This is a genomic window from Myxococcota bacterium, assembly GCA_039030075.1.
Classification (GTDB): domain Bacteria; phylum Myxococcota_A; class UBA9160; order UBA9160; family SMWR01; genus JAHEJV01.
Genome location: JBCCEW010000006.1, coordinates 155,547 through 168,957, shown reverse-complemented (window position 1 = coordinate 168,957; position 13,411 = coordinate 155,547). Strand labels below are relative to the sequence as shown.

Annotated in this window: 10 protein-coding genes; 4 read left to right on the top strand and 6 right to left on the bottom strand. The window is 69.1% G+C overall.

Annotation, left to right across the window (positions count from 1 at the left end):
- Positions 1-33: 33 nt before the first annotated feature.
- The 4 genes from AAF430_08820 to bioA form a co-directional block, all read right to left on the bottom strand.
- Entirely contained in the window at positions 34-864 is an 831-nt protein-coding gene (locus AAF430_08820; protein ID MEM7410322.1) for an HDOD domain-containing protein, read from the bottom strand.
- Between the two features lie 3 nt (positions 865-867).
- The gene (locus AAF430_08815) at positions 868-2,754 is read right to left on the bottom strand and encodes a GspE/PulE family protein (GenBank protein ID MEM7410321.1); all 1,887 of its coding nucleotides are present in this window, start codon (positions 2,752-2,754) and stop codon (positions 868-870) included.
- Between the two features lie 116 nt (positions 2,755-2,870).
- On the bottom strand, positions 2,871-4,265 hold the full coding sequence (locus AAF430_08810; protein MEM7410320.1) for a succinylglutamate desuccinylase/aspartoacylase family protein: 1,395 nt from the start codon (positions 4,263-4,265) through the stop codon (positions 2,871-2,873).
- Between the two features lie 152 nt (positions 4,266-4,417).
- A complete protein-coding gene (gene bioA, locus AAF430_08805) occupies positions 4,418-5,719 on the bottom strand; it encodes an adenosylmethionine--8-amino-7-oxononanoate transaminase (GenBank protein MEM7410319.1) in 1,302 nt (433 codons plus the stop codon).
- Between the two features lie 84 nt (positions 5,720-5,803).
- Between bioA and AAF430_08800 the strand changes: the two genes are divergently transcribed.
- A complete protein-coding gene (locus AAF430_08800) occupies positions 5,804-6,154 on the top strand; it encodes a DUF4870 domain-containing protein (protein ID MEM7410318.1) in 351 nt (116 codons plus the stop codon).
- A gap of 6 nt (positions 6,155-6,160) precedes the next feature.
- On the opposite strand, the gene AAF430_08795 is transcribed toward AAF430_08800, so the two are convergent.
- Together AAF430_08795 and AAF430_08790 are read right to left on the bottom strand one after the other, a co-directional pair.
- Positions 6,161-7,036, bottom strand: coding sequence for a bile acid:sodium symporter (locus tag AAF430_08795; GenBank protein MEM7410317.1), 876 nt, complete (start codon positions 7,034-7,036; stop codon positions 6,161-6,163).
- 85 nt (positions 7,037-7,121) lie between these two features.
- Complete coding sequence (locus AAF430_08790; protein MEM7410316.1) at positions 7,122-10,556, bottom strand: carboxyl transferase domain-containing protein; 3,435 nt, start codon at positions 10,554-10,556, stop codon at positions 7,122-7,124.
- Between the two features lie 246 nt (positions 10,557-10,802).
- On the opposite strand from AAF430_08790, the gene AAF430_08785 reads away from it, so the two are divergent.
- From AAF430_08785 to AAF430_08775, 3 genes are all read left to right on the top strand, one after another.
- Entirely contained in the window at positions 10,803-11,438 is a 636-nt protein-coding gene (locus AAF430_08785; protein ID MEM7410315.1) for a hypothetical protein, read from the top strand.
- Positions 11,439-11,479: 41 nt separating this feature from the next.
- On the top strand, positions 11,480-12,481 hold the full coding sequence (locus AAF430_08780) for a BtrH N-terminal domain-containing protein (protein MEM7410314.1): 1,002 nt from the start codon (positions 11,480-11,482) through the stop codon (positions 12,479-12,481).
- Positions 12,482-12,752: 271 nt separating this feature from the next.
- Positions 12,753-13,232, top strand: coding sequence for a hypothetical protein (locus AAF430_08775; GenBank protein ID MEM7410313.1), 480 nt, complete (start codon positions 12,753-12,755; stop codon positions 13,230-13,232).
- Positions 13,233-13,411: the final 179 nt, after the last annotated feature.

The following is a 13,411-nucleotide window of genomic DNA, read 5'->3' as shown; positions in this document are numbered from 1 at the left end:
TTCGGTCCGGGCCCGAACGCTCGTTGCGCCCGTTCAGGCGTAGGATTGGGCGTCCTCGAGTTGGATCTCGAGTTCTGCCGCGATCACCTCGCTGACCCCGAGCACCTGCGCCTCCGCGGACGCCGCGAGGTTCAGGTCAGGCTGGGGCTCGATGCCGATCCCGAGCTTGTTGCAGGCCTGGTCGACGAGCCGGACCACGAGCAGGAGCTCGTCGTCGTCGGCGAAGTCGGGGTCGTGGTGATGCTGGGCGACCCGCGCGTAGAGCGCGGGGAGGCTCCATTTCTCGAGGAGGTCGCCGCCGCAGCGCGTGTGCAGCTTCACCAGCATCTCGCGCACGAGACCTTCCGGCGGGTCGAAGTCCGGTCGGCTCGCGGTGAGCTCGTCGATCACCCGCAGCACCAGCAGCTTGCCGATGTCGTGGAGCATCCCGGCCATGAACGCGGAGTCCGCGAGGTCCCGGCGCTTGATCCGACCCGCCAACCAGCGCGCTCCCAAACTGCACGCCACCGCGTGGTTCCACAGCTTGGCGACGATCTCTTGCAGCAGGCGATCCTTCATCCGGTAGTTCGACTTCAGCGCAACCACCACCGCGATGCCCGCCATGCGCTTCGCACCGAGGCGGACCACGGCGTCGCGCACGCTGTCCACCTGGGAGAGCCCCCCGTAGAAGGGCGAGTTCGCCATACGCAACGCCGCGCTCGCCAGGACGGGATCCTGCTCGATGACGGCCTCGAGCGCGGGAACGTCGATGCTCTCGGCGTTCGCGAGCTGCTGGACACGAAGCGACGTCCCGTCGAAGACCGGAAGCTCGGTCCGGTTCGCTTCGATGTGGGATTCGATGATCTCGGAGAAACTCGCTGACACCTTCTACTTCCCCACCATGCGCCACAGCTCGGGGAGCGGTCGCGGTACGTCCAAGCGAGGCAACATGCGATAGAGCTCGGAGACGGTCGTGAGGCCCTGCGCGGCCTTCACCAGGCCATCTTCGAACAGGCTCACGAGACCCGATTGCTCGCGGCTGATCCGGCGAATCTCGTAGGAGGTCTTGTGGTCGAGGATCGCGTCCCGGACCTCCTCGCCCAGCACCAGCAGCTCGAAGATCGCGATCCGACCTCGGTAGCCCGAACCCCGACAGGCGCCGCAGCCGCGTCCGATGCGCATCTCGGCTCCCTCGAGCTGGTCGGGCTGGAGACCGAGCCGGCGATGGTCGGCCGCCGTCAGCGTATAGGGCTCGGAACACTTGCTGCAGATCTTTCGGACCAACCGCTGGGCCAGCACGCTCACGACGGTCGATGAGATCAAGAACGCCTCGATCTCCATGTTGAGGAGGCGCACCAACCCACCAATCGTGTCTTCGGTGTGGAAGGTCGTGATGACCTTGTGGCCGGTGAGCGCCGCCTGGATCGCAGCGCCGGCCGAGTTCTGGTCGCGAATCTCGCCGATCACGATCACGTCCGGGTCCTGCCGCACCATGTGTCGCAGGGTCTCGTCGTACGTGAGATCGATCTCGGGATTGAGCGAGCACTGAGAGATCCCCTCGATCAGATACTCGACGGGGTCTTCGGCGGTCGTGATGGCCAGACCGTCGTGGTTGATGTGGTGCACCGAGCTGTAGAGGGTGCTCGTCTTGCCGGAACCCGTCGGGCCGGTCACGAGGATCACACCACTCGGACGCTCGAGCGCGTCCTCTTTGAAGCGTTGGAGGGTGCGGGGCGGCATCCCGATCTCGTCCAGGGGCTGGAGCGAGCGGGAGCGATTCAAGATCCGCAGGACCGCCTTCTCCCCGTGCACCGTCACGTAGAAGGAGACGCGCAGATCGAGCTCGCGCCCGCCTGCCTCGTAGGTCAGGCGCCCCCCCTGGTGACGGCGGCGCTCGGCGATGTCCGTACTGCACAGCACCTTGAGTCGTGTCGTGAACGGGGCCGTCAACGCAGACGGTAGATCGCGATAGGGGACGAGGACGCCGTCCTCGCGGAAACGGATGCGGAGGCGTCCCTCCTGCGGTTCGACGTGAATGTCACTCGCATCGCGTTCGATCGCGGCGAGGATCATGGCGTCGACTTCGCGAACGATGGCGGACTCGTGGGAGCCCGGGAGGTCGTCACGCACTGCGGTTCCCGCGAGACGCTCCCAGAGCTCCTCGACCTGACTGGGACGCGCGAGAAGCGGATCGACGCGCAGGCTGGGAAAGAGCCGCCGCGCGGCGTCACGACTCACCCGGTCTTCGTAGTCGGCGAACGCGATGGTCACGCTCGCTTCGTCGCGCCGGATCGGCAGCAACCGATGGCGCCGGCACCATGCGTGGGGCACCGCGGCGACCAGGGTGCGGTCGGGAGGCATCCGTTCGGCGTCGTAGACACCGCAGCCCATGCGCAACGACTGCAACCCAACCAAGGCGTCCTCCCCGACGAACCCCTCGTCCAACAGGACGTCGACGAGGGATCGCTTCGGGTCGGTCGCTTCGTTCGCGAGATCTTCCGCCTGGGCCCAGGTATCGGCATCGAGGAGACCGAGCCCGATCGCCAGTTGCTGCAGACTCAGCTCGACGGGTGCGGTCTTGAGGGTCGCCTGGAGCTCGCGCTCTCCCAGGATCTCGAGTTCCGAGAGGACGTGCGCGATGGGCTTCCGCCCCGGAAGCTTCGACCGAACGCGATCGGCGTAGGCGATCTGTTCCGGCGTGACCGCGCCGCGCTCCACGAGGAGCGCCGCGAGCCCGTCGGCTTCCGCCGCCTCGGGTTTCGCACGGGATGCCATGACCCTACATCGGAGGAAGTCGCGAACGGGCTTGAGGTACGCAGCTCACCGAGCCGACGATCCGTCGGTGTTCCTACCGAGGCCGGCTCGGAGAGAACCGGCACTCGACATCGCCCTTAGGAGTTCTCGTCCTCGACGTCGAGATCCGGGTCGGGCGCCGCCGGCGCGGCCGCGCCCGACGTCTCGCCCAGGTCGTCTTCCGGCCCCGGCTCGCCGCCCGGCGCGAGAACACCCGACTCGGTGGTCTGGATGCCGATGCGGAAGGCTGCGAAGCCCGGCATCACGACCTGATTGAGGGCCATGCCGAGCACGCGTCCATCCGAAGGCGCGGTCAGATCGGAGCGCACGTTCGTGATCGGGTCGGTCACGCTTCCGAGCACCTGACCCTTCTTCACGCGCTGGCCGAGGATCACGTCACCGAAGAGCAGGCCGCCGCGATCGGCGCGCACCCAGGTCGACTGGTAGTAGACCGGTTCGGGTTCGCCCCAGATCCGCACCCGGGTGTACATGCCGAGCTTGTTGAGCAGGGTCTGGATGCCCTTGGTCGCGTGATCGATCTCTTTTTCTTGGAGCGTCACCGGCTCGCCGGTTTCGAGGGTCACCGCGGGAATGCCGGCCTCGACGGCTGCGCGACGCAGCGTGCCGATCGCGCCCTGACTATGCAGCACGGCCGTGGCGCCGAACCCCTCGGTGAGAGCAGCCACGGTCGGTACGCTCATGTCGGCGCGCAGCTGGGGCAGGTTCGTTCGCTGGAACGAACCCGTGTGGATGTCCACCAGCGCGTCACAGTTGGCGATCACCTCGTTGAAGAACGAATAGGCGATGCGCGACGCGGAGCTGCCCGACTCGGTGCCGGGGAAGAAGCGGTTCAGGTCGCGTCGGTCCGGGAGGTAGCGCGAGCTGCGCCGGAAGCCCTGGAGATTCACGATCGGCACACCGATCACGGTTCCCTTCAGCTTCGACGGATCGAGGTCGTACATGACGCGACGCACGATCTCGATTCCGTTCAGCTCGTCGCCGTGGACGGCGGCCGTCAGACACAGCACGAGGCCGTCGTCCGCGCCGTTCACCACGAGCACCGGCGTCGGCACGGTGATGCCGTCGAAGCGCTGGTCGAGTGACCAGGAGAGACGTGCCGCGGTCCCGGACTGGACCTTCTCCCCCAGCAGCAGCAGGGGCTGGGAGGCCTCGGGGTCGACCGCTGCGGTCTGGGGCTCGGCGGGCTGCGGCGGCTCGGGAACGACGGGCTCGGGCTCGGGCGGTGCCACTTCGGGCTCTTCGGGCGCGGCCGGCTCCACCACGGGCTCGCTCAGATCGACGTTCTCGGCGACCGGCGCAGCCGCGACCTCTTCCGGGTCGGCCGCGCTCTGGGTCTGGGTCTGGGCCGAGCCCTGAGCGAGGGCGAGCAGCAGGCTCGCGCACAGCGCGGTGGCCAGAAGGCTCCGGCGCAGGCGCTCGGGCGCGCGCGCGGTCCGCTGCTGGTCTCGGTAGTGGGGCCAGGGGAATTGCATGGGGGGGAGGAATCCCGGATTTCGCGCCAGGGGGGAAGTGAGGCGGGTCACAGGAGCATAGGGATTCTGGGGGGGACATCGGCACGTGGGGCGCGTGTCTTTCGCCCCAATCGGCCCCGCCCCTTCAGGCAGCGGCAAGCGACTGGCAGGCGCTACGCCCCGACTGTGGCTTCGCCGTGGAGCTCGATCACGTCGCGCATCGCGCGCGTGAGCTGGGCGAGATCGGCGCTCTCGATGCTGTAGGGCGGCATGGTGTAGACGAGCCGGCCGAAGGGCCGCACCCAGACACCCCGCTCGACGAACGCCGGCTGCACGACGGCCATGTCCACCGGCGTCTCGAGCTCGACCACTCCGATGGCGCCGAGCACACGAACGTCCGCGACTCCCGGCTGTGTGCGCGCGGGCTCCAGCTGCTCCTTGAGCTGGGCCTCGAGGCCCGCGACCCGCGGCTGCCAGGGCTCGGCTTCGAGCAGATCCAGGCTGGCGTTCGCCGCGGCACAAGCGAGTGGGTTCCCCATGAAGGTCGGGCCGTGCATGAAGACGCCCGGGTCGGCGCTCGCGATCGCGTCGCAAACCGCCGCGCTGGCCAGGGTCGCCGCGAGACTCATCGTGCCGCCCGTCAGCGCCTTCCCCACACACAAGATGTCCGGCGTGACGTCGGCATACTCGCAGGCGAAGAGCCGACCGGCGCGACCGAAGCCCGTGGCGATCTCGTCCGCCACCAGCAGGAGCCCATGGCGATCGCAGAGCTCGCGCACGCGGCGCAGGTAGTCGGGCGCGTAGAACCACATGCCGCCCGCCCCCTGCACGATCGGCTCGAGGACGATGGCCGCCAGGCGATCCCCCTCCCGTTCGAGCGCCGCCTCGAGCTCGGCGGTGTCCGCGGGCGTGCACGGCGCGTCGAAGGCACACGCGGGACGTGGCACGAAGACATGCTCGGCCAGCACGTCCTGAAACAGGGTGTGCATCCCGGTCACCGGGTCGCAGACGCCCATCGCTCCGAAGGTGTCGCCGTGGTAGCCGCCGCGAACCGTCAAGAACTTCTGTCGCCCGGTCTCGCCGCGCGCCTGCCAGACCTGGAGCGCCATCTTGAGCGCGACCTCGACGGCCACCGATCCCGAGTCCGACAGGAAGACCCGCGACAGCCCGGCGGGCGTCATGTCGACGAGTCGCTCGCAGAGCCGCACGGCCGGCTCGTGGGTGAGGCCCCCGAACATCACGTGGGGCATGCGCGCAAGCTGGTCGGCCACCGCTTGCTGCAGCACCGGGTGGCCGTAGCCGTGAATCGCCGACCACCAGGACGACATCCCGTCGATCAGCTCGCGCCCATCGGTGAGCCGCAGACGGACCCCCTTCGCGCTCTCGACCGGGAAGATCGGGGACGCGGCGGGAGCCGCGTAGGGGTGCCAGACCGCGCGCGCGTCGCGCGCCACCAGGGAGTCGGAACCAGACATGGATTCCACGCTACCGCACCCGCGGCGCTCGCCAGCGTTTGCAGAACGTGAACCCGCTGGCGACACTCGGCGTGGGAGAATCGTATGGCCGCACCGTCTCCGAGCCCGGGCTCATCTACGGGGCTCGACTCCAACATCGCCGGCGCCCTCTGCTACGCCCTCGGCTTCATCACCGGGATCGTCTTCCTCGTGATCGAGCGCGAGGACCGCGACGTCCGCTTCCACGCCTACCAGTCGCTCGGCGTCTTCTTCTCGATCTTCGTGGTGTCGGTGGTGGCGGGCTGGGTGCCGCTGATCGGCTGGCTGATCGCCCTGCTCCTGACGCCGGTCACCGTGATCCTGTGGCTCGTCCTGATGATCAAGGCCTTCCAGGGAGAGCAGTGGCGGGTGCCTGTCGTCGGCGACTGGGCCGCGGAACAGGCTGACCGCAGCTGACAAGCCTCAGGTATTCGCCCACCAGATCCGGCGCAGCAGCACGGCGCCGGCGGCGATCGGATACCCGGTGACGACGTACGCGCCCATGAAGAGCGCCAGGTCGACGCGGGCCAGACCGGCGAGCGCCACGATCCCGGCGACGCCGATGTTGCGGGTCGAGAACTCGATCAGGAACGTGAAGCGATCGCGCGACTCGAGGCCCAGCAACCACGCGACCGTCCAACCGAGGGCCATTGCGGCGAGGGTCCAGACCGCCGCTCCGAGCACGCCCGCCTGTGCATCGTCGAAATCGAGTCCGTCGGACTCGCCATAGGCCACGCCCAGCGCCGTCAGCCCGACGATCACGATGAGCGCGCTCGCTTGCAGCAGGCGCCCCCGCCGCGCCACGAACTCGGGCCAGCGCGCGCGCAAGAACATGCCGAGACCGAGCGGCACCAGCAGCGTGAAGAAGAGCTGGGCGATCAGCTGCAACACCGGGACGTCGACGTCCACGCTCTCGCCCATGAAGACTTCGAGCCCGAGGGACGCGAAGGTCGGCAGGGAGAACGCGGCCAACGCCGACGCGAAGGCGGTGAGCGTCACGGACAGGGCCGTGTTCGCGCCGGCCGCCGCCACGAAGACGTTCGAGATCCCCGCGCCCGGCGCGACGGCCACGAGCACCGCCCCGGCGCCAAAGATCGGCGGGAGGTCCAGGAGCACGACGACTCCCCAGGTCAGGAGCGGGAGGCCGATCAGCTGAGCCGCCGTCCCACCCACCACCGCACCCGGACTCTTGCGAAGACGCCGGAAGTCGTCGGGCACGAGCTCGAGACCGACGGCGGTCATCAGCAGGAAGAGCACCACCGGGCCGACCCACTGGGCCAGCTCGTTCACCGATGACATCGCAGAGCCTCGCGCCGTCGCCTGCGGGGGAACGGGCGCGCCACCCCCGGGCCGGTCTCGATTGCGACGCAGAGCCTAGCGAGATCTACCAGGTGTCGATGCAGGGTCGCTTCTTCTCGGTCCGGGGCGGACTCGGCGGAACCGACGCCAGCGCCCGGAGGATCCAGCGCCGGGAGTCGGCCGGATCGATCACGTCGTCGATCTCGAAGACCGACGACATGTTCACGCCCTTCCCGTGCTCGTACATGCGGGCGACCATTTCGTCGAAGAGGGCACGACGCTTCTCGGGATCGGTCTCGGCCGCGAGCTCGTTGCGGTACCCGAGCTTGACGGCGCCTTCGAGGCCCATTCCGCCGAACTCGCCGGTTGGCCAGGCCACGGTGAACATCGGCGCCTTGAAGCTGCCCCCGGCCATGGCCTGGGCGCCGAGGCCGTAGCCCTTGCGCAGAACGATCGTGAAGAACGGCACCGTCAGGCTCGCCCCGGTCACGAACATGCGCGCCGCGTGCCGCACCAACCCGGTCTTCTCGACCTCGGGGCCGACCATGATGCCGGGCGTGTCGCAGAGGAAGAGGATCGGGAGATCGTGGGCGTCGCAGAGCTGCATGAAACGCGCCGCCTTGTCGGCCCCCGCGCTGTCGATCGCTCCTGCGAGATGCTGGGGGTTGTTCGCGAGGATCCCCATCGGCCGGCCCTCGATGCGGGCCAGCGCCGTCACCATGCCGTGACCGAAACCGCGCCGCAGCTCGAGCACGCTGCCCGTGTCGGCCAGTAGTTCGATCACGCGGCGCACGTCGTAGATGCGCAGCCGGTTCTCGGGGATCACCTGGCGCAGCAGGCGCGGGTCCCCGGCGTCCCCGCTGTCGAGCGGCCCCTGGAAGTACGCGAGGTACTGCTTCGCCACCTCGACCGCTTCGGCCTCGTCCTCGACGGCGATGTCGACGACGCCATTCGGGACCTGGTCGGTCATCGGGCCGACTTCCTCGGGCCGGAACACGCCGAGCCCGCCGCCCTCGATCATGGCCGGACCGCCCATGCCGATGTTCGAGTTGGCGGTGGCGATCACGACGTCGCAGCAGCCGAGGAGCGCTGCGTTCCCGGCAAAGCAGCGTCCCGAGTTGATGCCCACCATCGGCACCAGCCCGGAGAGCTTTCCCCAGTACGCGAAGGCCCAGCAGTCGAGCCCCGCGACACCAGCGCCATCCGTGTCCCCCGGCCGGCCACCGCCGCCCTCGGTGAAGAACACGACGGGCAAACGCCACTGCTCGGCGAGCTCGAACATGCGGTCCTTCTTGCGGTGGTTCTGCAGCCCCTGGGTCCCGGCAAGCACGGTGTAGTCGTAGGAGAGCACCATGCAGCGGGCGCGCTCCTCTCCGAAGGCCTCGGCATTCACGGTGCCGACACCCGCGACGAGTCCATCGCCCGGCGTCTTCTCGATCAGGTCTTCGAGGGTGCGACGCCGACGCTGGGCGGCGAGGGCCAGCGGTCCGTACTCAATGAAGCTCTCGGCATCGCAGAGATCGGCGATGTTCTCTCGCGCCGTGCGCTGCCCGGTCTTGCGGCGACGCGCCACCGCGTCCGGGCGCCGTTCGTCGTGCCCGACCGCATGGCGCTCGAGGGCCTCGGCCAGATCCGGACGGATCCGATCGAGATCCGCGGCGGACGCGTCGTCTCGCCGCTCGGCCGCGACATCCGCCTCTTCGAGGAACACCAGCGGGTGATCCTCCGCGACGGTGTCGCCCTCGCGCACGGGAATGGCCCGGACCACGCCACTGCGATCGGCTTCGATCACGTGCTCCATCTTCATGGCTTCGAGCACGAGGAGCGGAGCGCCTGCCGCCACGGCATCTCCCGGTGCCACCGCCACGCTGACGATCGTCCCCTGCAAGGGAGCGCGCTGGGCCACCGTCCCCGGCGGGCCCGAGGCCGCTTCGGCCAGCGCCGGGGCAGGTGCGGTCGGGGCGGAAACGGCGGCGCCCGTCGATTTGCCGTGATCGAGAACGGCGAGGGGATCGCTGGCGTCGATCTGGGCGCCCACGGTCTGGGCCCCGGCCCGCGGCGTCGCGGTCGAGGGCGCAGGGGACGCTGGCGGGGCCGACTCGGCGTGGAGGCGAGCGTGCTCGTCGTCGGCGGCGGCGACCAGTTCGGCCGCGTGCTCTTCCACGAACCGCGTCGTGATCTCCTGGGCCGCGAAGGCCGGATGCTTCACCAGGGCCTGCAAGAGTCCGCGGTTGGTCTGGATCCCCTCGATGCGGAACTCGCAGAGCGCGCGGTAGGCGCGGTTCAACGCATCGGTGAAATCGCGCGACGGCGAGTGCACGACCAGCTTCGCGAGCAGGGAGTCGAAGCGCGGATTCGTCTGATAGCCGACGTGGCCGGCCGTATCGACGCGCACGCCCAACCCGCCCGGCGGTTCGAAGGCGGTCAGCGTTCCCGAGGCGGGCAGCGCGAGACCGTCCTTCTTGCGCAGCTTCTCGGTGTTGATGCGCAGCTGGATCGCGTGGCCGCGCGCCCGGGGAATCTCGGGCTGCGAGAACCCCAGCTCGGCGAGCGAGCGCCCTTCGGCGAGATCGAGCTGCAGGGACACGAGATCGACGCCGGTGACCTCCTCGGTCACCGTGTGTTCGACCTGGAGGCGGGCGTTCGCCTCCATGAAGGTGAACGCGTCGGGTCGCGTGGCGTCCACCAGGAACTCGATGGTGCCCACCCCGGTGTATCCGGCGGCGCGACCGAGCGCGATCGCCGCGTCCCAGATGCGCTGACGCAGCCCGTCCTCCAACCACGGGGCCGGCGCGAGCTCGATCAGCTTCTGGTGTCGCCGCTGGGTGCTGCACTCGCGTTCGCCGAAGTGGACCAGCTCGCCCGCGGCGTCACCGGCGATCTGCACCTCGACGTGACGCGCGGAGGGCAGCCAACGCTCGACGTAGAGATCCCCGTTGCCGAACGCAGCCGCGGCTTCGCTCGAGCAGCGTGCGAACGCTTTCTCGAGCTCCTCGACCGAATGTACGGGCCGCACGCCGCGCCCCCCGCCCCCGGAGATCGCCTTGATCATCGCCGACGCGCCCGGGCCGAGCGAAGCGAGGAAGGCCCTCGCATCTTCGAGGGTGGTGGCGCCCTCGGTGCCTTCGATGACCGGCACGCCGCACTCGATTGCGAGGGCGCGGGCACGCGCCTTGTCGCCGAAGAGTTCGAGGGCTCCGGGTGTCGGCCCCACGAAGGTCAACCCGGCGGCGCTGCAGCGCTCGGCGAACGCGGCGCTCTCTGACAAGAAGCCGTAGCCCGGGTGGACCGCATCGCAGCCCGCGCGCTGTGCCGCCGCGACCAGCGCGTCGGGGTCCAGGTAGGCCGCGGCTCCCTCCCCAGAGAGGGCCTCAGCGGCATCGGCCTTGCGCACGTGAAGTGCGTCCCTCTCGTCTTCCGAGAACACCGCGACGCTCCGCAACCCGCGTGCGGCAGCGGCGCGCATCACGCGAATGGCGATCTCGCCGCGGTTGGCGACCAACAGGCTCTGGTGGGGCATGGGGACTCGCTTGGGGCCGGGGGAAATTCCGGAACCCCTAGAGATGCCACAGTTCTGCCGGGTCCCGCACGCTTCCTCCCCTGGGGCTCAATCTGGAGGCGAGATCGTCCGAATCGCCAGGAGCCGCCCTCCGGAGCCCTCACTCTGTTTCCCGCCGATCTCACCCTCGACACACCGTTCCGGCTGCGTTTCGAGCGCAGCCGATCGCTGGATCTCGCTGCGCAAATCGAGGAGTGCGCCGACTACTTGCACTTTCCCGACGTGCTCGTCGCCGAGTTCCTCGAGTCGTACTACCAGGTCGAAGGAAAGCTCGATCCCGAACGCGAGGACGAACGACTCGAAGCGAGCCTCGCCGAGATCGTGCTCGAGCCCTACTTCGACTCCCTCGAGCTGCACTCCCAGATGGGACCGAAGACCGAGACCATCACCTGCTTGAGCGGTGCGTTCGCGCCCGTAGCCGGGGAGCAGCACCCGGCGCTCGAACGCAGCGGCGTGGACTTCGTGGGCGTTCGCCAGGGGCGCGAGAGCCTGGTCTTCGGCGTGACCGATCCCGAGGGCGAGGACTCGCCCTTCGTGTTGCTGCTCCGCGGCTTGAACTGTCTGGCCGAGTTGTCGCCCCCCTTCCAGATGGCGCGACTGGGGCGTCATGTGCTGAAGAATCGCGTCGGCCAGGATGCCCGCTTCGACCTCCAGCTGGGGATTCCGAAGCGCGAGCGCGGCCCCAGCGAACTTTCCTTGTGGGTCCTGACCCGCGACCTCGCCGAGGTCTTCAAGGCCCGGATCGCGGAGGAGGCCCAGTTCCGCGGCGAGATCGGGCTGATCGAGTGCGTCGAGCTCCCCGACGGCGAGAACGCGGCGCTGCGGGTGCGCTGGCGCGCCTAGGTCTCCAGCAGCGAGGTTCGAACGCCGTATACTGCGGCGCGATGCCGATCGTGGAAGGCTATGCGCACCGCACCGGCGAACACTGCGCCTCGACAGCGCTTCGGAACCTGATGGCGTTCCGCGGAACCGAGCTCTCCGAGGGGATGGTGTTCGGCCTCGCGAGCGGGCTGGGCTTCTACTACCTCGAGGCCGACGGCATCTCGCCCACGCGCATGTTCCATGGCCGCACGGCCACCCTCGAGAGCGATTTCGGATCGAACACCGGAATCGGAATGGTCGATCGTCCGGAAGACGACGACGCCCGGGCGTGGCAGCTCCTGCGCGAGCACATCGACCACGGCGAACCGGTGATGCTCTCGACGGACACCTTCTACCTCGGGTACCACAACACCACGAGCCACTTCCCAGGACACCGCTGCGTGGTGGTCGGCTACGACGACGAGACGGAAGAAGTCTGGATCGCCGACCGGAAGTACGACACCTACCAGCGCTGCGGCTACGAGGAACTGCGCGCCGCGCGCAACGCCCGCGACTATCCGATCTCCTGCCAGAACCAGTGGGGCGACTTCCGCGATGCGAAACCCCTCACCGATCTTCCCGGCGCGATCCGGCGCGCGCTCCGAAAGAACGCGCACGCCATGCTCGATCCCCACGAAGCGCTGCCGGCCGGCATTCCGGCGATGCGGCGACTGGCGCGCGCCCTCCCCGACTGGAGCGACGCAACCGACTGGTCCTGGGCCGCGCGCTTCGGCTATCAGATCATCCTGAAGCGAGGCGCCGCCGGCAGCTTCTTCCGCGCGCTCTACTTCGAGTTCCTCCGTGAGGCAGAAGGCTTCTGCCCGGGCCTCGGCGAGCACGGGCTCGTGCCCGCGATCGAAACGATCGTGACCCAGTGGCAGGAGCTCGCGGTTCCGCTGAAGGAGCAGAGCGAGCGCGAGACTTGCGACCCGGGCCTCTTCCGGGAGGCCGGCGCCCAGGTGGCACGACTCGCAGACGCCGAACAGGCGTTCTTCGAGCGGGTCCTCCGGGCCACCGCGGCCTGAGTTCGGTTGGAGAGCCGCCTGGGCGGCTCTCCGTACGGCGCTGCCCACCCGTTCTCGCGGCCCGGATGCCCTCGCTCGGGATTTTTTTCGCAGATCGGCCCGCGGACTTCCGAGCCCCGCTGCACCCGCCTTGCCGGTGCCGTCTCGCTTTTTCATTGACGTGGGAAATCTTCCCACTATTCTGGGTCGCTCAGGGGGAGTGGGAATGTTTCCCACGGACCCTGAACCAAGACCCAGCGGGCCAGGGGCCCGCGGAGTGGAGAAGAACCCCATGCGTGCTTCGAAGATGAGTCTGTGGGTGGCACTGACCGCCCTTTGTGTGGGCCTGGGCAGCGCCGCCAGCGCCCAGGAGTTGATGCTGGACACGCGCGACGCCGTCGAGGTCGACCGCGACGGCGTCGCCCTGATCGACGCGATCCGCGTCCCCGAGCCGGACCGGGATGTCGCCGACACGGCGATCGTCCTCACGAACTTCGGCCCCCGCGATCAGAAGGTCGTTTGCGGTGGCTTCAACAAGAATGGCCGCGCCGTGGGCCGCGTCTGGGTGAAGGTGCCGGCGCACGGTCTGCGCTACGTGCTCGCCTCCGACCTGGCCGATGACCTCGACTTCATCGGTTCGGCGCAATGTGCAGCCAGTGGGAACATCCGCGGCTCGGCGATCTTCCTCGGCCCCGGGCTGACGGACCTGCCGGTCCAGCAGATCCATGGCGCTGCGGGTCGCCTGCGCTTCCCGCTGGTGGCCACCTACTGAGGCCCCTCTCGGTGTCCCCGACCCGGGTGCGCGACCGATGCACCGGCTGGCCGAGCGAGCCCGGCCGGTGCGCGCCGCCGGTTCGTGCTCGGGTCGGGGCTCCGAGACGTTCCTCGCGAGACGCGCCCCGTTTGGCGACGGGGCGGGAGCGGCCCATCATGCGCGGGAGCCCTGCCACG